Genomic DNA, 18614 nt, shown 5'->3' on the forward strand with positions numbered 1-18614 from the left:
GAGCGTTAGTCATTACAGGGCTATGCTTACAGTATATGTGATTTTGTGAGAACTATTGGCGTCCGTAATTAGAGAAAAATGCCTTGAGCTGGCAGAATAGATGCACGTGGCGTGAAGATCTGAGATTCAGAGCATCGCTTATCATGCATGCAGAGAGGAATGCGTTGTTTCAATAACTCACTTGCAAAATGAACATCTCATTTGTCCTGCTGGCACAAGAGATAAAGATGGTGGTACTTATTCATGAAAAAAATCATGATCATACTGATTATTGTTTTGCTGCTGATTGGTGGTGGCGCGGGGTATTACGTCTTCTTCATGCAGAGTGAACAGGAAGAGGTCGTTAAAGCATTACCTCAGGAAGCCCCAGAGATGGCGACAAAGCCCATCATGGAGCTTTCTAAAGCTGAGCCAGAAATCGTCGAATACTACGTGATCGAGCGACGTGTCGAGGTGAGAAACAAAGCGGAATCGCAAGCGCTGATTGTTGATGCGTTATACAAAGGTGAAAAAGTGACGATCCTTGAAAAACAAGATGGTTGGGGGAGGATCACCGATTATATTGTTTACGAAGAGGGTGGTGAAGAGAGAGCCGAATGGGTTGAAATGGCCAAACTCTCAGCGGAAAAGCCTCTGATTGAAGAGATGGAACGATTGGAAATTCTGGATGGCTATTTGGTCAAATCCGATGATTTAAAAGAGCATCGAGATATTTTTCGCAAGTACACTCAGAACTTGCTAAACGACGGTACCTGCAAACCCGAGGACTTTGAGGAGCTAGGTGGTTGGGTGCGATCGGTGACGTTTCAGAATAGGGATGTCTATTTCATCTACTGCGGGGGGTTAGCCCAAGAAAACAAGATTTATCTCGATGTACAAACGGGCGAGATTTTTTATCGATAATCAACGTACCTTATTGGTCGGTCGGCTTTTATAGGGTTAACTTTTAGAACTTTTTAGTTGAGCTAAATCACATCCGGGCATACTATGCGAGAGCAGGCAAACTTGCCTGCTCTTTTTGATCTTCAGAGAAGAGTTATGCACAACAGCTTACTGCGATTATTTGCTTTACTGCTTACATTGGTGATGATGCCAGTGGAAGTGATTGCATCTATTGCAGAGAGCAATCAGCGTAATCATGCATCAAATGGTCAATTTACGGTGCTCAAACACCAAATCGACCACACGACACAAGAAACAACGAAGAGCGAAGAATCAGACTCTTCACCACTGCCAGTATCAGAATCCCACTTCAAAACAGACGCAGCAGGTATTCTCAACGCAGGTCGCTGGAATGTATCCCAGCGAGAAGAAAACGCATCCGACACAACGCCTTTGATGTTTGGCGATGGGCACGCAAGCTCAGATGCGCTACCAAACATTCATGTCAATGTTTTCTGTGCCATTGCTCGTAAAGCACTTCAGACTCAGTATCACTACGTCGCCAATCATCGTTTAGCGGGTTGGAAAGAAACCAATGCCATGTATGTGGCGCTCAATAGTCAGTTCTCGTAACTCAGTCCAACAAAAACACATTTTATTTTGACTGTATTAACTCTGTCTTTTGCGACGGAGGGGAACTCTATGACAAAAAAACATAAAGCAGCGCAGAAGTTGCTTAACCACTATTCCGCTTGGAAATACGTGGTGTTGATTACGACACTGGTTATTTTAACGTTAAGCGCCATTCCAACATGGTTTGGTGAACAGCCTTCTATCCAAATTTCTTATCAAAATAACGCCAAAGGGCAGACAACCGAGCATTACGACGTTGTACAGCTAAAAGGCTTGCTTGAGCATCAATCGGTTTCAGTCGACAAAGTGACGGAAAAAGAAGGCGTGACGACTTTAGTTTTCTCTGATGAAAATGCGCAAAGCCAAGCGAGAAAAATTTTAGACAACACTCTTGGTGATGATGCCAGCATCAGCTTTTCTTATGTTTCTGTGGCACCGCAATGGCTTTCTGATATGGGATTCAACCCTATCAAGTTGGGCCTAGACTTACGCGGTGGTGTGCAATTTTTACTTAACGTCGATGTAGATAAAGCGTTCGATGAACAACGTGATGTTTTATCGGATGAAATTCGTGCTATGTTGCGCACGGAAAAACTTCGTGGTGTTCAGGTTCGCAATACAGGCACTGCCCAACTGACCGTACAAAGCGACAACGCGGTGGCGTTGGAAAAAGTGAGCAACTATCTACGCAGCAACTATCCTAACTGGCAAGTTCGCACCCATTCCGACTCATTGGAAGTGAAACCTTCGGACGCTTATGCTGCGGAGTTTCAAACCACAACCCTCCAGCAAAACTTGAAGATCATGCGTGGTCGAATTGAAGAGCTTGGTATTACTGAAGCGTTGGTTCAACGTCAAGGCGCTCACAGCATTCGTATTGAGTTACCAGGTGTACAAGATCCAGCGCAAGCGAAGAACGTGATTGGTGCAACGGCGAGCCTAGCATTCTATTCCGTCAAATCACCAAGTGATGCCAGAAGTGGTGATGATTTGGTGCTGCAAGACGCCGATGGCCGTTCTGTCGTGCTTGAAAAGAGACCAGTGTTAACGGGTGAGCATATTGTCAATGCACGAGCGGGTGTTGACAAGATGGGCATGTCGGAAGTCAACATCTCTTTGGATCACGCTGGTGGTAAGAAGATGAGCGATTTTTCCGCCACTCACATTGGTAAGCCAATGGCTACCGTTTATCGTGAATACACCACTCAAGAAAATGGTGATATTGCTCGTAGTGAGCGCGTGATTAGCGTTGCCACCATTCAGTCACAATTAGGCAGCCAGTTCCGCATTACTGGCGCAGGCAGCATGGATGAAGCGCAACAACTTGCGTTATTGCTTCGTGCTGGTTCGTTGACTGCACCGGTTTCGATTGTTGAAGAGCGCACCATTGGCGCGTCATTGGGGGCTGAAAACATCCAAAATGGCTTTGCGGCACTTGCTCTCGGTATGGGCTTAACACTGACGTTTATGGCGCTGTGGTATCGCCGTTTAGGCTGGGTTGCAAACGTTGCACTTGTTGCAAACATGCTTTGTTTGCTTGGCCTAATCGCCCTGCTACCGGGGGCCGTATTAACCTTACCCGGGATCGCAGGTTTGGTGTTGACCGTTGGTATGGCCGTGGATACGAACGTGATTATTTTTGAGCGAATCAAAGATAAGATGCGAGAAGGGCGCAGTTTAGCGCAGGCCATTGATAGCGGCTTTGACAGCGCGTTTGCCACCATTCTCGATGCCAACATTACGACCATGATTACTGCTGTTGTGCTGTATGCCATCGGTAACGGACCGATCCAAGGTTTTGCCTTAACGTTAGGTCTAGGGCTTTTAACCAGTATGTTTACTGGAGTGTTTGCCTCTCGCGCCATGATCAATTTGGTGTGGGGTAAAGATAGTCGTCGTAATGTGAGGGTATAACCATGGTTGAATTTATGAAAAAACACATCCGCGCTATCCGCTACCTAACCAGCGTGATTTCCTTGGCGTTGATGGTGGTCTCTTTAGTGGCATTGGGCCTGCGTGGCTTAAATTTAGGTTTGGACTTTACTGGAGGGATGGTGACCGAAGTGAAGTTGGACGCGGGGTTAACCAATCACCAACTTCTGGATCAATTAAAACCCGTATTAGGTGAGTCAACAACGGTCACTAAATCGGGTGAAGAGGGGAGATGGATTATTCGTTACTCTCTTCCTGAAGGGGAAACTCAAGCACCAAACATTCAGCAAGTGTTAGATGGTGTGTCCCATCATGTCACTACCATCAGCAACAGCGTAGTCGGCTCGCAAGTTGGCCAAGATCTTGTTGATCAAGGTGGTATGGCGTTGTTGATCAGCATCTTGTGTATTCTCGGGTATCTTTGCTTCCGTTTTGAATGGCGCTTAGCGAGTGGTTCTCTACTCGCACTGCTTCACGATGTGGTGCTTGTGTTGGGTTTTTTTGCGATCACACAAATGGAGTTCAACCTAACGGTATTTGCCGCCATACTCGCTATCCTTGGTTATTCATTGAACGACTCAATTATCATTGCGGACCGGATACGAGAATTGCTGATTGCCAAACAGAATGAAACCACGGAAAACATTAACGACCAAGCGGTACTAGGAACCTTCTCGCGCACAATGGTGACATCGGGAACCACCTTAATTACGATTGCCGCACTATGGTTTATGGGCGGTAATGCATTGGAAGGCTTCTCGACCGCGATGTTTATTGGTGTGCTATCGGGTACATGGTCATCTATCTCGATCGGTACCGTGTTGCCAGAATGGCTGCATTTAAAACCGGAGCACTATTTACCAGTACAAGTGGACACTGCACCATAAAAGAGCAGCATCTTTATTCGAAGTTAATAATAACTTTGGAATAAACCAACAAAACTAAAAATAAAAGCCACAGATAATTGTGGCTTTTATTTTATGCGAGCAAAAAATGGAAATATATATATGTTCCATTAGTATGAAAGAGAACTTAATTTTGTTGTTTATCATTAAATAGCACTGTGTTTATTGATTTATTTATACTTAAGTATAATGTCTGAGTTTCTGTTCATATCTGTTATGTAACACGCAAAAAAGAGAAAATCCCTTTCCTAACAAATGCTTACAATTGCATGTCTCAAAAGTGAGTTATTGTAAGCTGTTGTTTTAAAATGCTTATTGTCGCCATTAACCTTTTTATAACATTTCATTCCTTATGGGATCTAGCTCAACCTTATGCTCAATTTTTCAAATTTTATTTGAAATGTCACATTTCTAAGTTAGCTTAAATATATAGATAAGTGTCAGTGAAGACACATTGAATAATATTTAATTTGTCAGTTGGTAATTATTTGCCAATGGATGTGCGCTAAATTTTTTGCTGTTAAGAATGGAGTTCTTAGATGAAAAAAGTCGCTTTGATCACTGGATCAAAAGGCGGGATTGGTTCTGCAATTTCTTCCCAACTTGTTGAAAATGGTTACCGTTTAATTGCTACTTATTACACGGGAAATCATCAATGTGCGTTAGATTGGTTTAATGAAAAAGGCTTTACCGAAGATCAGGTCCGCTTATTTGAACTGGATGTGACGAATACAGAAGAGTGTGCCGACCGCTTGAGTAAATTACTGGAAGAAGAGGGGACGATCGACGTCGTCGTCAATAATGCCGGTATTACTCGTGATGGGGTGTTTAAGAAAATGACCCCGCAATCTTGGTTTGATGTCATTAATACTAACCTCAACAGTGTGTTCAATGTGACTCAACCGCTCTTTGCCGCCATGTGCGAAAAAGGGGGCGGTCGAGTGATCAATATTTCTTCTGTAAATGGCCTTAAAGGTCAGTTTGGCCAAGCTAATTATTCTGCGGCTAAAGCTGGCATGATCGGCTTTTCCAAAGCCCTCGCTTACGAAGGTGCCCGCAGTGGTGTGACGGTCAATGTCGTTGCTCCAGGTTACACCGCTACGCCGATGGTCGAGCAAATGCGCGATGAAGTGCTCGAAGGCATCAAATCTCAAATTCCTATGCAAAGACTGGCAACACCAGAAGAAATCGCCAAAGCGGTTGCTTTCTTGGTGAGTGATGCAGGCGCATACATTACTGGTGAAACGCTGTCGGTAAACGGCGGCTTATACATGCATTAAAAGGATGTTGAGATGGAAAAAGTATTTATTGTTGCGGCCAAACGCACCCCGATTGGCGCTTTTGGCGGCTCGTTGAAAACGGTAGCGGCTGGTGAATTGGCATCTGTCGCCATCAAAGGTGCAATTGAACAAGCCAAAGTGGATGCTTCACTGATTGATGAAGTGATCGTGGGTAATGTGGTGAGTGCTGCGCAAGGTATGGGCATTGGCCGTCAAGCCGCAATCCTAGCCGGTATTCCAGCAAAAGTTCCGGCTTACACCCTCAATATGGTGTGTGGCAGTGGCATGAAAACCGTCATGGATGGCGTTTCTCATATTCGCAGTGGCGACGCAAAAGTGGTGGTTGCTGCTGGTGTCGAAGTGATGTCACAAATCCCATTTACAGTACCTGCAAACGTTCGTGATGGTAACAAGATGGGCCATATGGCACTGCAAGATTTGCTGATTGCTGATGGTTTGACTGATGTTTTCAATCAATACCATATGGGCGTTACAGCAGAAAATGTCGCGAAAGAAGTGGGCATTACTCGTGATCAGCAAGATGAATATGCATTGGCGAGTCAACAGAAAGCAGTGGCGGCGATAGAAGCTGGCAAATTTAAAGACGAAATTGTGCCCGTTGAAGTGACCGTACGTCGCCAAACAGTGACGTTTGATACCGATGAATATCCAAAAGCCAACGCAACGCTTGAAGCGCTAAAAGGGTTACGTCCTGCCTTTGATAAAGAAGGCACGGTCACCGCGGGCAATGCTTCTGGCATTAATGATGGGGCGAGTGCCGTCATTCTGGCATCCGAGCAAGCAGTGAAAGAATACGGTTTGCAACCTATCGCAGAAGTGGTGAGTTACGCACAGTCTGGCCTTGACCCAAAAATCATGGGCTTAGGTCCTGTTGAGGCGGTTAGCAAAGCGCTTGAAAAAGCACAACTGAATACAGCAGACATTGATGTGTATGAGTTGAATGAAGCCTTTGCCGCACAAGCCCTAGGCGTGATTCATCAGCTTGCCGATAAACACCAAGTGCCAGTGGCATCGATTCAAGACAAAGCGAACCCGAATGGTGGTGCCATCGCATTAGGGCATCCGCTAGGTGCGTCGGGTAACCGAATTCTCGTGACGTTAGTTCATGAGCTTCAAAAACAAAACGGTCAGTATGGCGTTGCGTCACTATGTGTTGGTGGCGGTATGGGAACGGCAGTGATTGTGAAAGCAGTTAAGTAATACGGATTAAACAACATCTACAATTGTTAGGAGACACACCATGTATACGGATTTTTTCAAAACTTTCAGTGATCAAACAGAAAAAAATCTTCAGCCATACTTCAAGTTCAACAAGCTTGTGACAAAAAATGTTGAAGTACTGACAGAGCTTCAGCTAAACGCGATTCGCACATACAGCGAAATGGGTCTAGCGCAAATGAAAGCGGCATCTGAAGTGAAAGATGTGACGTCATTGGCTTCTTTTAACGGTCAACAACTGAATGTACTGACTAAGCTTTCTCAGCAGATGCTAGACGACAGCAATAAACTTCAAGCGATTGCTAAAGAGTTTAAAGACGACGTTGAGAAGCTAACTTCGGAAAACCTTAAGACTGTTACCCCAGCGTAACAAGTCCCACTATTACGCCGCCAGTTAGGCGGCGTTTTTTTCCGAATCAGGGAGTACCATTATGTTACAGCACTTCTTTTCGGACTATCTTGTTAAGCTCCAAGAGACCAATCAACAGTGGTGGCAGGATTTTGAAGTTGGCAAGGCAGCCGTCAATTCTCCTTTAAACAAGGCAATGCAAGAAGTGAACTTTGAGGATACCGCGAAATTCTTTGAAAAAGCGGCGAATCAACCACAAGCCATTCTGCAACTGCAAACGCAGTGGTGGGAGCAGCAACTGCAAATTTGGCAGAATGTTGCGCTATCTGGCCATACTCAAAGTATCATTGAAGCGGACAAAGGGGATAAGCGTTTCTCAAACGAAGCGTGGCAGTCCGAAGCTATGTATAGCTTTATCAAACAGTCTTACCTTTTATTCAGTAAGACCTATATGGATACCATTGACGCCATAGAAGGTCTGGATGAAAAAACCAAAGAGCGCATTAGCTTTTTCTCTCGTCAAGCCATTAACGCACTTTCTCCATCAAATTTCATCGCGACCAACCCAGAGTTGTTGAAATTGACGATCGAAAAAAATGGTGAAAACTTACTTGCGGGGATGGAACTGCTGAGAGAAGACGTTGAGTCGAGCGCAGACATTCTCAAAATTCGCATGACCAACAACAATGCATTTCGCATTGGTGAAGACATTGCGACAACGGCGGGTGACATCGTTTTCCAAAATGATCTGTTTGAATTGATTCAATATCGTCCGTTGACAGAGCAAGTGAACGCCACTCCGCTTTTGATCGTTCCTCCTTTCATTAATAAATACTATATCCTTGATCTCACGGCCAAAAACTCCATGGTTCGCTGGCTGCTAGAACAAGGCCACAGCGTGTTTATGATGTCGTGGAAAAACCCGGGTAAAGCGCAAGCCAATGTCGAGTTCGGGGATTATGTGACCGAAGGCGTCGTCAAAGCTGTGACTGCGATTGAAGAAATTACGGGTCAAGAGCAGATTAACGCAGCGGGCTATTGCATTGGTGGCACTGTATTGGCGTGTACGGTTGGTTACTACGCGGCGAAGCGCATGAAAAAGCGCATAAAGTCAGCGACCTTCTTTACAACGCTACTCGATTTCTCCCAACCAGGCGAAGTAGGTGCTTACATTAATGACACCATCATCAGTGCCATTGAGCTGCAAAATAACGCCAAAGGTTACATGGATGGTCGTTCGTTAAGTGTGACGTTCAGTCTGCTACGCGAAAACAGTCTGTACTGGAACTATTACGTCGACAACTACTTAAAAGGCAGCAGCCCTGTTGACTTTGATTTGTTGTATTGGAATAGCGACAGTACCAATGTGGCGGCGGCAACCCACAATTTTATGCTGCGTGAGCTGTATTTGAACAACAAACTTGTTCAAGACAAAGGCGTGAAAATTGGTGGCGTTTGGATTGATCTCGATAAGATACGTATCCCGAGCTATTTTGTGTCAACGAAAGAAGACCATATCGCGTTGTGGCAAGGTACTTACCGAGGCGCACTCAATATGGGTGGCAATAAAACCTTTGTACTAGGTGAATCAGGCCATATTGCGGGTATTGTTAATCCACCAGCCAAGAACAAGTATGGCTTCTGGGTGAACGACAATCTTGATGAGTCGGCGGATGAATGGCTTTCCAATGCACAGCATAAAGAAGGTTCTTGGTGGACACATTGGGATCAGTGGTTAGCGCAGTTTAACCCAGACGAAAAAGTCCTTCCTTATCGACAAGGCTCTGAAGTCAATCCGGTGATTGATGTTGCGCCAGGTCAGTATGTGAAGCAAGTGCTGCCCATTGCTGATAGCTAGTACATCCAGTACACAGCGATCAGCAGCGTAGCCCTGGTTAAGGTAACACCGCAAAAGAAAACCCCAGATGGGAAACCATCTGGGGTTTTGTCATCAACAAAATAGGCAAAATAGTTGACGAATTCTTAAATGTCTTTGTCTTTACTCAAAGACAATAACCAGAGTGAGACGGCGGCAACACCGACAAACCCAGATAGAATAATGACAGGCATAGCGCTATAGCCAAGAACATGCCAAATAACCGATTCCAGTGTACTCATGCTTGTTCTCCTCTATTACCAGCCTTCAACGCCGTGCATGTCAGGCAGTTTATGAGCGATACCTTTGTGGCAGTCTACACACGTTTTTTCACCAGTAGCTAAGGCCGTTGAGTGCTGTTTGGCACTACGCGAACCTTGTTCAGAAAAGTCCATGTATTCAAACTCGTGACAGTTACGACATTCCAATGAGTCGTTCTTTTTCAAGCGAGCCCATTCACGCTCAGCAAGGTGAGCACGACGCTCTTGGAACTTTTCAGGTGTATCGATGGTACCGATAAAGTGAGCATAAAGCTCTTTTGACGCCTGTACTTTACGAATAATTTTGTCTGTCCATTCATGAGGTACGTGACAATCGGAACAAATTGCGCGTACACCTGAGCGGTTCGAGTAGTGAATCGTTTCCTGGATTTCCGCAACAATTGGAGCGTGACAGCCTGAACAAAACTCCTCGGAGTTTGTTGCTTCCATTCCCGTGTTGAACGCGCCCCAGAATAGAAGACCACCAGCAAATCCCATAAACAGCAAAATACCCGCTGCCGCTTTACTAGGAGTGCTTAGTCGCTTCCAAAACGCTTTAAGTAATTTCATAGATAGCCTCTTTGATTCTGTTGTTGGCTATTACTTGCGTAGTGAGTCAACGCGTTCAAAATCGTTTTCTACAAGCGGTTTTGCGTTCGCTTGAGGAACATGACACTGTAGGCAGAAGTAGCGACGAGGTGATACGTCAGCCAAAACAGCGTCTTCACGGTTTACAAAGTGAGTTACGCTTATTTTTGTTGCACCCATTTCTTTCGCGTTTTTCCAGCTATGACACGCCAAACATTTGTTCGCGTTGAGTGACACCTCGTAGCCACGAATGTTGTGTGGAACTAGAGGTGGCTGATAGATGTAATCGCTCTCTAGTACTTGCTCACGAGGGAACTTTTTAAAATCATCTGCAGGACGAGTGTCTTCTAGGTTGGTTGCACCACGTAGTGACTCTAAACCACCGATACCACCTGGGTTATCCAGCTCAGCCTGTGCAACGCCAGCAACCAAGGTTGCCAATGAAATTGCGCTGATAGATAGCAGTGCCATTAATCGTTTTTTCATCATGTAATCTCCGCCTGATGGCTTAATTCTTTCAAGCTGCTCTATTAGATGAAGAGCAGCTTATGCATGTCGGTCTGTTAGGCAATCTTAGTGATCTTGACAGGACACTTCTTAAAGTCTGTTTGTTTAGACAAAGGGTCTGTTGCGTCTAGGATCAGCTTGTTGATCAGAATTCGTGCATCAAAGAATGGGACAAATACCAAGCCTTGAGGTGGACGGTTACGACCACGAGTTTCAACACGAACACGTACTTCGCCACGTTTGTTTGAGATAAGAACCTCATCACCACGGCGCAGATCACGTGCCTTTGCATCTTCTGGGTGGATGTAACACACCGCGTCTGGAACCGCTTTGTAAAGCTCAGGGACACGACGAGTCATGGTGCCGGTATGCCAGTGTTCAAGAACACGGCCTGTACATAGCCACATGTCATATTCAGCATCTGGTGCTTCTGGTGGCGCTTCGTAAGGGGCTGAGATAATCCACGCTTTTCCATCTGGCTTGCCATAAAAGTCCCAGCCAGAGCCTTTCTTCGCATATGGATCGGTGCCTTCTTTGTAACGCCAAAGCGTTTCTTTGCCATCAACGACAGGCCAACGAAGGCCTCGAACCGCGTGATAGGTGTCGTATGGTGCCAAATCGTGTGCTTTACCACGACCAAAGGTTGCATACTCTTCAAACAACCCTTTTTGCACGTAGTAGCCAAAGTGATGAGAATCGTCGTTAAGTTGGCGAGCTTCTGCCAGAGGGAATTTGTTCACTTGGCCGTTTGCGAATAACATGTCGTACATCGTTTTGCCACGGTACTGAGGCGCTTTCGCAAGCAGTTCTTCTGGCCACACTTCTTCCATCTTGAAGCGTTTAGAAAACTCCATCACTTGCCACAAGTCAGATTTCGCTTCGCCAACCGTTTCTACTTGTTGATACCAAGCTTGAGTGCGACGCTCTGCGTTACCGTAAGCGCCTTCTTTTTCGATCCACATTGCTGTAGGAAGGATTAGATCAGCCGCTTGAGCTGTCGCCGTTGGGTATGGGTCAGACACCACGATGAAGTTTTCTGGGTTGCGGTAACCTGGCAGACGCTCACCATTGATGTTCGGGCCAGCTTGCATGTTGTTGTTACACTGAACCCAGTAACAGTTCAAAACACCGTCGTGCAGCATGCGGTCTTGAAGAACCGCGTGGAAACCTGGTTTAGGTGGAATGGTGCCTTCTGGAAGCTGCCAAATTTTCTCGGCAAAAGCACGATGTTTTGGATTTGCCACGACCATATCTGCAGGAAGACGGTGTGCAAAGGTACCCACTTCACGAGCCGTACCGCAAGCTGATGGCTGACCAGTCAACGAGAATGGACTATTACCCGGAGTTGCGATTTTACCTGTTAGTAGGTGGATGTTGTAAACAAGGCTGTTCATCCACACACCGCGAGTATGTTGGTTCATACCCATTGTCCAAAGTGACATCACTTTGGTGTTCGGATCAGCATACTGTTTTGCTAGCTCAATCAGTTTGTCTTGCGCAACGCCAGACATCTCTGATGCTTTTTCAAGCGTGTATGGTGCAACGGATTTTTTGTACTCTTCAAATGAGATTGATGTCATCTCGCCAGAGTTCGGGTTTTTCGCTTGTTTCTGTAGTGGATCATCATCACGCAAACCGTAACCGATATCTGTTGTTGCTTGCTTGAAGTTAGTGTGCTTGTTAACGAAATCCCAATTTACCGCATTGTTCTGGATGATGTAGTTGGCGATATAGTTTGCAATGACAAGGTCAGTTTGAGGTTTGAAAATGTAACCGCTGTCTGCCAGTTCAAAAGAACGATGGTAGTAAGTAGAAAGTACGTTTACTTTAACGTGTGGGTGGCTTAGTCGGCGGTCAGTGATGCGAGTCCAAAGAACTGGGTGCATTTCTGCCATGTTTGAACCCCAAAGCACGAAAGAATCTGCATGTTCAAAATCATCGTAACAACCCATAGGCTCATCCATGCCGAATGTGCGCATGAAACCCACTACCGCAGAAGCCATACAGTGGCGTGCGTTCGGGTCAATATTGTTAGAGCGGAAACCCGCTTTCATCATTTTCGCCGCAGCGTACCCTTCCATTACCGTCCACTGGCCAGAACCAAACATACCGATACTGGTTGGGCCCTTTTTAGCGAGAGAAGCTTTCCACTTCTCAGCCATAGTATCAAAAGCAATATCCCAAGACACTGGCGTGAAGTCACCATCTTTATGGTACTTACCATCTTTCATACGTAGAAGTGGTTGAGTCAGACGGTCCTGACCGTACATGATCTTCGATAGGAAGTAACCTTTGACACAGTTCAAGCCTTTGTTTACAGGTGCTTCAGGGTCACCCTGTGTTGCAACGACTTTACCGTTCTGAGTACCTACAAGTACAGAACAGCCTGTACCACAGAAACGACAAGGAGCCTTGTCCCATGTGATTTTGGTTTGGTCTGAGCTTGCGATCAGGTTTGCTGCTGAAGCAGGCAGGGTAATGCCAGCTACCGCCGCCGCTGATGCAGCTGCGTTTGCTTTCACAAACGCACGTCTTGTCATTTTCATACTTCACCCTCGATTTGGGAATGTTGTGTTCCAGTGTCTTCGTCCATGTCTTCCAGATCGGTTTCAATTTGGTGGTAAACCAGAACTGTGCTCAGAACGTTCGGTAAATTACTGATAAGTTCGATAGTGTCGGTCACGAAACCTTGGTTTTCGGTTTCCAGAACCACGACGATTTTTCCTTCTGGGCTATCACCATAAATTTCCGCGTTCTCGATGGCTTCGATTTGCGTCTTTATCGTGCTTAGATGCTCAGGGGCAACGTGTACCACCAAACTTGAAATATGCACTTCATTTAGTGCCATAATTCTCTCTCATTATTCTTTTATTCGTTTATGCTCACATTGATGGATGAAGAGGGGCAAACCGATACACAAGCGCCACATCCACTACATTCATCAAGGTTTATCTGAGGTTGTGCGACCTTGCCGATTTCCAATTTGAATTGGATAGCCATGGGTTCACACATCTCGCCACAACTGCGGCATTCCACGTTGTGGTACGACAAACAGGACTCATTGATTATTGCCCTCGCTTGCCAAGGTTGCGCATCTATCGCTAAAAAAAGTGACTCGGGACAGACTTCTGCGCAACGGTAACAAAACGTACATTCATCAATAGAGAAATCGACGGTAGGAAAGCCCCCGTCGCCTTTAACAATGATTTGAGTTTCACATTGCTCAACGCATTTACCACATCGTGTGCATTGTTCGGTAAACTGGGTACGATCAGCCAACCAAGGAAGACGAATTAAGCCGTCGTCGACTTTTTTTCTGGAAAATAATCGTCTTCTTGAAAGGTCTACCACGGTACTATCCTGAGTTTAAGAAACATGACTTAATGTTAGTTCACATTTCTTATTAATAAACTGTCATTTAAGCGCACATTAATTGTAGTTTTTGACATATTTGTATAAATACCCCTTAGGGGGTAATTGAGAGGCAATGTTGTTTTAGATCAATAAATTCCGGCGAGAGTGATCACATATTGATATTGTTAACAGAAAAACGTGAAACGGAGAGGCTTCGCTGCCGTTTTGTTAGTGAAGAGGTTATAAATTGCTAAAAACGGTGAAAAAGTCGGTAACAAGCACGATTGCGAAGGCAATGGGCTTGATCTTGCTGTTATCTATTGCAACGACCAGTTTTGCAATTATCAACCTAGCTTCTAGCTTGAATGATGCCGAGGCGGTCAACGTGGCAGGCTCGATGCGCATGCAAAGCTACCGTTTAGCCCATGATATTCAAATCAATGCGCAGGATTATTCCTCTCACATCTATTTGTTTGAGCGTTCGATATACTCGCCTTCCATGAAAGCACTGCAAAATTGGACAGTGCCTGATGACATTACCCACGACTACTATCGTTTGATCATGCGTTGGCACGAATTAAAAGAAGTGCTGCAAAGTAAAGATAGAGAACGCTACTTGGTTTTGGTCGCTGGTTTTGTTTCACAAATTGACGCTTTTGTTTTTAAGCTGCAACATTTTTCCGAGCAGAAGCTTATCAAGCTCGCTTGGGTCGGTGGTTTAGGCTTGGGTGGGATTTTATTGGTGAGCATTTTTGTTGTTCACTTTGTGCGTCGTGAAGTGGTTACGCCACTCAAGGCGATGGTCACCGCCAGTGAGCAAATTCAATCGCGCTCGTTTGATGTTTCCCTCAATGTCACCAGCGATAATGAAATGGGTATCCTCACCAGAACCTTCAACAATATGGCGGCTGACCTGGGTAAACTCTACCGAGGGCTGGAACAAGCGGTGAATGAGAAGACGCACAAACTGCAACACGCCAATCAGTCTCTTCAGGTGCTGTACCATTCCTCTCAAGAGCTGACGGCATCACGCATCAGCCAAGAGAATTTCCAAGCGATTTTGAGACACATTGTGAGTATCGAAGGCATTGTTTCTGCCAAATTAGAGATTGAAGAGATCGGCGAGCGTAACTTGGTGCTTACTGAAGGTCCAAAATGCGTCGGGCGTTGTAATCAAAAAGCGTTAACGCTCGACGGGCAACACCTAGGGTATTTGCATTGGTGCAGCGGTTTGCCGTGCCCAGATCAAGCGTTGATCGACAACTTCGTACAAATCCTATCGCGCGCGGTCTACTACAATCAGGCGCAAAGACAAGCGGAACAACTACTTTTGATGGAAGAACGAGCAACGATTGCGCGTGAGTTACATGATTCGTTGGCACAATCTCTTTCTTACCTCAAGATTCAGGTATCATTGCTAAAACGCAGTGTCGCGAAGTTGAACGATGAGCCTCAGTTAGCGCGCACCAATCAAGTGATTGCGGAATTAGATACCGGGCTGTCCTCGGCATATACCCAATTACGCGAACTGCTGACAACTTTCCGACTCACGATTAAAGAAGGCACCTTTGGTCAAGCGCTACAAGAAATGGTGGTGCAACTAGGGGATCAAACGGAAGCGGAGATTCATTTAACCAATGATCTTTCGTCGGTAGAACTGGACGCTCACCAACAAGTGCATTTGTTGCAATTGATTCGTGAAGCCACCATCAACGCCATTAAACACTCTAAAGCTGCCAACATTCGGATCGAATGTTGTGAAGAAGGGGAGTGGGTCACGGTATCCGTGAGTGATGATGGGGTAGGGTTTGATCAGTGTAACCAGAAATTGAATCACTACGGCATGTCCATCATGCAAGAGCGAGCAGCGCGTTTGAACGGATCGTTATCGGTCACCGCATCGCCACAGAATGGTTGTGCTGTAGTGTTAAAATATCAACGTATTAAGGAAACACGAATTTGACGGTGTGTAGAGTAATGTTGGTGGACGATCATCCCTTGATGCGTCGCGGTATTAACCAATTATTGAGCTTCGAAGAGCAATTTGAAGTAGTCGCAGAAGCCAGCAATGGCACAGAGGCCGTTGCCAAAGCGCATGAAAACGAACTAGACCTCATCTTGTTGGATCTCAACATGAAAGGTATGTCTGGTTTGGATACCTTAAAAGCATTGCGAGCTGATGGCTGTGAAGCCAGTATCGTTATCTTAACCGTATCAGATAGCCCCGCTGACATCGAAGCCATCGTAAAAGCAGGTGCGGATGGTTACCTTTTGAAAGATACCGAGCCCGATGAGCTGGTGGAGTTGCTTGAGAAAGCGCATTTGGGCGACAAAGCATACAGCAGCGTTGTCGCGAAATATCTGCTTCAGCGTGAAGAAAATACAGATGTCTTCGATGAGCTGACCGATCGTGAACGTCAGATCTTGCAAGAAGTGGCGCGTGGCTTTCGCAACAAGCAGATCGCAGACCGATTGTTTATCTCTGAATCGACGGTCAAAGTGCACATGAAGAGCTTGTTGAAAAAACTCAAAGTGCCTTCGCGCACCGCGGCGACAGTGCTGTTTCTTGAACGCTATGGTGAACTAAAGTAACGCAACATGCATGGCCGATGTTAACGTTTATTGGGCTTCTTCTTGCTAATCAGGTTAACTAAGACTTAAGTCCAAGAGATCTCTTTGCCTCATACCGCTACTATGATACCAAGCAGTAACAAGAGCGGTAGATGAGAGGGATCACATGGAAGCGGGTTTATACATGCTTGAAAAAGCCATACTGTTGCTAGGCATACTTTTCGTGCTAACAGGCGTTATTCAGTATGGAAAACGTAGCCAAGATTGGCGAGGAATTGCAACGATGTTCTACAAACGCATTCCGATGTCGATCAGTGAGTTTAAATGGTATCGCCTTGGCATTGGTTTGTGTCTGTTTGCGGTGGTAATGCGTTTCGGTTTAATGATCATTTTCCCTGTCTACACTCTTTAATACATTCCCAATCAAAAGCGCCTAATTCATTAGGCGTTTTCTCCTTTTAGATAGCAAATGAACAAAAGTTAAACGTTTCTATGTAACTAATTCTTATTTAAAATGTTTTTGTTGGCTAGGCCATAGAAAATCGTTCCCACTCTAGAAGTTATTTCGTATTCTCGTTAAATAACGTTCATACTTACAGCGAACAACAATAATAAGTACGTCAGTTTCCGTACGTCATTTAGTATCTATCTGTTAAACTTGTGGCAGTGGAATACCTGTTAAAAGGGTGGTTGAATGTCTTTTCCTGTACTCATCTGTGATGACTCAGCGCTTGCTCGAAAGCAAATGGCTCGCTCACTACCTGCTTCTTTGAATGCGGATATTACCTTCGCAGTGCATGGTCTTAACGCGTTAGAAGAACTGAGCCAAAAACAATTTAAATTAATGTTCCTTGATCTCACCATGCCGGAGCTGGATGGCTTTGGAACATTAGAAGAAATGCGAAAACGTGGTGACAATACGCCCGTTATCGTTGTCTCCGGCGATATTCAACCCAAAGCGAAAGAACGCGTTTTCGCGCTGGGAGCTAAGTCATTTATTCAAAAGCCGATTGGCCAAGATGAACTGAAAGCGGCACTGAGAGAATTAGTTGAACCAGCATCGGTGCCGCAAGTTGTCACGCCAAGAACCATCGAACTGCCAATTTTGCGCCGCCGTGACATCTACATGGAAGTGGCGAACGTTTCCATTGGTCGCGCTGCAGATGCGTTGGCAAGGCATTTTGATGTGTTTGTCAACCTGCCGCTACCGAACGTGAATATCTTTGAGCTTAGCGAGCTGCACATGGCACTGCGCGATTTGGCGGAAAGTGACAACGTTTCCGGCGTATGCCAAGGTTTCAGTGGCGAAGGGATTGCGGGAGAGGCACTCGTCTTGCTCAGCGATTCCAGTGTTGCCGACCTGAAAAAACTGATGAAAGTACCGGCAGACAGCGAAGAATTGGAAGAGCTCGAGCTTCTTATGGACGTTTCCAATATCTTAGTTGGCTCCTTCCTGAATGGCTTGGGGCAGCAAGCGGAAGTCCGTTTTTTCCAAAGCTCTCCTGTCTTGTTAGGTCAGCATATCTCAATTGATTCTGTGATTGAAAATACTACCGGTTCGTTTACCAAAACCATGACGTTTGAAGTGAGTTATACCATTGAAAATACGTCGATTCGTTGTGACTTGCTGTTTATGTTCGTTGATGAGTCACTGCCGTTGTTAGACAACAAACTTGCCTATCTGATGGAGGACTTCTAATGCTTAATCTTCCTGCAGAATTTGAACAGTTCCACTGGATGGTGGACATGGTACAAAACGTCGACATGGGTTTGATCGTGTTGGATACCGATTACAATGTGCAAGTGTGGAATGGATTTATGACGCACCACAGTGGCAAACAAGCGCACGACGCCATTGGCAAATCGATCTTTGAACTCTTTCCAGAGATCCCCCAAGAGTGGTTTAAATTAAAAACCAAGCCAGTGTACAACTTGGGTTGTCGTAGCTTTATCACCTGGCGTCAGCGTCCGTATCTGTTCCGCTGCCGCAACGTGCGCCCAGTGACACAGCAAGCGGAGTTCATGTATCAAAACGTGACCCTTAACCCGATGCGCACACCCACAGGACAAGTGAAATCACTGTTTCTCTCCATACAAGATGCAACCGCAGAAGCGATCATGGCGCAGCAACATCAATAGCATTTTGTCGCGTAATTTGTGCAAACTCTCTTTTAAGCCAAGGTTTTCCTTGGCTTTTTCGTCTATAGTCATCGTAGAGCTTTCAGTAACGCGCAAAAT

General features: G+C 45.5%; 19 protein-coding genes. 13 read left to right on the forward strand and 6 right to left on the reverse strand.

All coding sequences use genetic code 11. The features are described 5' to 3' along the window. The first annotated feature begins 243 nt into the window (after nt 1–243). The 8 genes from LZU85_RS02050 (at nt 244) to phaC (ending at nt 9078) form a co-directional block, all read left to right on the forward strand. Entirely contained in the window at nt 244–903 is a 660-nt protein-coding gene (locus LZU85_RS02050; protein ID WP_237286244.1) for an SH3 domain-containing protein, read from the forward strand. Nucleotides 904–1038: 135 nt separating this feature from the next. After that, nucleotides 1039–1515: a hypothetical protein gene (locus tag LZU85_RS02055; protein WP_237286245.1), complete on the forward strand. Its 477-nt coding sequence runs from the start codon at nt 1039–1041 to the stop codon at nt 1513–1515. A 69-nt stretch (nt 1516–1584) separates the two neighbouring features. Then, entirely contained in the window at nt 1585–3429 is a 1845-nt protein-coding gene (secD, locus tag LZU85_RS02060; protein WP_237286246.1) for a protein translocase subunit SecD, read from the forward strand. 2 nt (nt 3430–3431) lie between these two features. Beyond that, entirely contained in the window at nt 3432–4334 is a 903-nt protein-coding gene (gene secF, locus LZU85_RS02065) for a protein translocase subunit SecF (protein WP_011152465.1), read from the forward strand. 557 nt (nt 4335–4891) lie between these two features. Then, nucleotides 4892–5632 carry an SDR family oxidoreductase gene (locus LZU85_RS02070; RefSeq protein ID WP_015728153.1) on the forward strand — a complete coding sequence of 247 codons (741 nt, stop codon included), beginning with the start codon at nt 4892–4894 and terminating at the stop codon, nt 5630–5632. Between the two features lie 12 nt (nt 5633–5644). Beyond that, complete coding sequence (locus LZU85_RS02075; RefSeq protein WP_101957599.1) at nt 5645–6853, forward strand: acetyl-CoA C-acetyltransferase; 1209 nt, start codon at nt 5645–5647, stop codon at nt 6851–6853. Between the two features lie 40 nt (nt 6854–6893). Further along, a complete protein-coding gene (locus LZU85_RS02080) occupies nt 6894–7241 on the forward strand; it encodes a phasin family protein (RefSeq protein ID WP_011081668.1) in 348 nt (115 codons plus the stop codon). Nucleotides 7242–7302: 61 nt separating this feature from the next. After that, the gene (gene phaC, locus LZU85_RS02085; RefSeq protein WP_237286247.1) at nt 7303–9078 is read left to right on the forward strand and encodes a class I poly(R)-hydroxyalkanoic acid synthase; all 1776 of its coding nucleotides are present in this window, start codon (nt 7303–7305) and stop codon (nt 9076–9078) included. A 125-nt stretch (nt 9079–9203) separates the two neighbouring features. Here the strand turns inward: phaC and LZU85_RS02090 are convergent, their stop codons facing one another. The 6 genes from LZU85_RS02090 to napF all read right to left on the reverse strand — a co-directional run bounded on the left by LZU85_RS02090 (nt 9204) and on the right by napF (nt 13802). Next, nucleotides 9204–9338 carry a TIGR02808 family protein gene (locus LZU85_RS02090; RefSeq protein WP_237286248.1) on the reverse strand — a complete coding sequence of 45 codons (135 nt, stop codon included), beginning with the start codon at nt 9336–9338 and terminating at the stop codon, nt 9204–9206. Nucleotides 9339–9353: 15 nt separating this feature from the next. Beyond that, nucleotides 9354–9926 (reverse strand): cytochrome c3 family protein, encoded by a 573-nt coding sequence (locus LZU85_RS02095; RefSeq protein ID WP_176297032.1) that lies wholly within the window; start codon nt 9924–9926, stop codon nt 9354–9356. 30 nt (nt 9927–9956) lie between these two features. Beyond that, nucleotides 9957–10430, reverse strand: a complete 474-nt coding sequence (locus LZU85_RS02100; protein WP_237286478.1) for a nitrate reductase cytochrome c-type subunit — start codon at nt 10428–10430, stop codon at nt 9957–9959. 77 nt (nt 10431–10507) lie between these two features. Then, nucleotides 10508–12997, reverse strand: coding sequence for a periplasmic nitrate reductase subunit alpha (napA, locus tag LZU85_RS02105; protein ID WP_237286249.1), 2490 nt, complete (start codon nt 12995–12997; stop codon nt 10508–10510). Then, nucleotides 12994–13299, reverse strand: coding sequence for a chaperone NapD (locus LZU85_RS02110; RefSeq protein ID WP_237286250.1), 306 nt, complete (start codon nt 13297–13299; stop codon nt 12994–12996). The genes napA and LZU85_RS02110 overlap by 4 nt, the downstream gene beginning before the upstream one ends. 20 nt (nt 13300–13319) lie before the next feature. Continuing rightward, entirely contained in the window at nt 13320–13802 is a 483-nt protein-coding gene (gene napF, locus LZU85_RS02115) for a ferredoxin-type protein NapF (protein ID WP_237286251.1), read from the reverse strand. Nucleotides 13803–14052: 250 nt separating this feature from the next. Between napF and narQ the strand changes: the two genes are divergently transcribed. The 5 genes from narQ to LZU85_RS02140 all read left to right on the forward strand — a co-directional run bounded on the left by narQ (nt 14053) and on the right by LZU85_RS02140 (nt 18515). Further along, entirely contained in the window at nt 14053–15768 is a 1716-nt protein-coding gene (gene narQ, locus LZU85_RS02120; RefSeq protein ID WP_011081651.1) for a nitrate/nitrite two-component system sensor histidine kinase NarQ, read from the forward strand. After that, entirely contained in the window at nt 15765–16397 is a 633-nt protein-coding gene (locus LZU85_RS02125) for a response regulator (RefSeq protein ID WP_017421675.1), read from the forward strand. Before narQ ends, LZU85_RS02125 begins: the two co-directional genes overlap by 4 nt. A gap of 145 nt (nt 16398–16542) precedes the next feature. After that, nucleotides 16543–16788: a hypothetical protein gene (locus LZU85_RS02130; protein ID WP_011081649.1), complete on the forward strand. Its 246-nt coding sequence runs from the start codon at nt 16543–16545 to the stop codon at nt 16786–16788. Nucleotides 16789–17070: 282 nt separating this feature from the next. Next, nucleotides 17071–18075, forward strand: coding sequence for a response regulator (locus LZU85_RS02135; protein WP_176297038.1), 1005 nt, complete (start codon nt 17071–17073; stop codon nt 18073–18075). Beyond that, entirely contained in the window at nt 18075–18515 is a 441-nt protein-coding gene (locus LZU85_RS02140) for a PAS domain-containing protein (protein ID WP_011081647.1), read from the forward strand. Before LZU85_RS02135 ends, LZU85_RS02140 begins: the two co-directional genes overlap by 1 nt. Nucleotides 18516–18614: the final 99 nt, after the last annotated feature.

The sequence above is a fragment of the Vibrio floridensis genome (genome assembly GCF_021852965.1).
Taxonomy (GTDB): domain Bacteria; phylum Pseudomonadota; class Gammaproteobacteria; order Enterobacterales; family Vibrionaceae; genus Vibrio; species Vibrio floridensis.

Coding starts and splice junctions, on each gene's coding strand:
- LZU85_RS02070 (WP_015728153.1), top strand. CDS start 4,892: ATGAAAAAAGTCGCTTTGATCACTGGATCAAAAGGCGGGATTGGTTCT.
- secF (WP_011152465.1), top strand. CDS start 3,432: ATGGTTGAATTTATGAAAAAACACATCCGCGCTATCCGCTACCTAACC.
- LZU85_RS02095 (WP_176297032.1), bottom strand. CDS start 9,926: ATGAAATTACTTAAAGCGTTTTGGAAGCGACTAAGCACTCCTAGTAAA.
- LZU85_RS02090 (WP_237286248.1), bottom strand. CDS start 9,338: ATGAGTACACTGGAATCGGTTATTTGGCATGTTCTTGGCTATAGCGCT.
- LZU85_RS02100 (WP_237286478.1), bottom strand. CDS start 10,430: ATGAAAAAACGATTAATGGCACTGCTATCTATCAGCGCAATTTCATTG.
- LZU85_RS02075 (WP_101957599.1), top strand. CDS start 5,645: ATGGAAAAAGTATTTATTGTTGCGGCCAAACGCACCCCGATTGGCGCT.
- LZU85_RS02110 (WP_237286250.1), bottom strand. CDS start 13,299: ATGGCACTAAATGAAGTGCATATTTCAAGTTTGGTGGTACACGTTGCC.
- LZU85_RS02130 (WP_011081649.1), top strand. CDS start 16,543: ATGGAAGCGGGTTTATACATGCTTGAAAAAGCCATACTGTTGCTAGGC.
- napA (WP_237286249.1), bottom strand. CDS start 12,997: ATGAAAATGACAAGACGTGCGTTTGTGAAAGCAAACGCAGCTGCATCA.
- phaC (WP_237286247.1), top strand. CDS start 7,303: ATGTTACAGCACTTCTTTTCGGACTATCTTGTTAAGCTCCAAGAGACC.
- LZU85_RS02050 (WP_237286244.1), top strand. CDS start 244: ATGAAAAAAATCATGATCATACTGATTATTGTTTTGCTGCTGATTGGT.
- LZU85_RS02140 (WP_011081647.1), top strand. CDS start 18,075: ATGCTTAATCTTCCTGCAGAATTTGAACAGTTCCACTGGATGGTGGAC.
- LZU85_RS02080 (WP_011081668.1), top strand. CDS start 6,894: ATGTATACGGATTTTTTCAAAACTTTCAGTGATCAAACAGAAAAAAAT.
- LZU85_RS02135 (WP_176297038.1), top strand. CDS start 17,071: ATGTCTTTTCCTGTACTCATCTGTGATGACTCAGCGCTTGCTCGAAAG.
- secD (WP_237286246.1), top strand. CDS start 1,585: ATGACAAAAAAACATAAAGCAGCGCAGAAGTTGCTTAACCACTATTCC.
- LZU85_RS02055 (WP_237286245.1), top strand. CDS start 1,039: ATGCACAACAGCTTACTGCGATTATTTGCTTTACTGCTTACATTGGTG.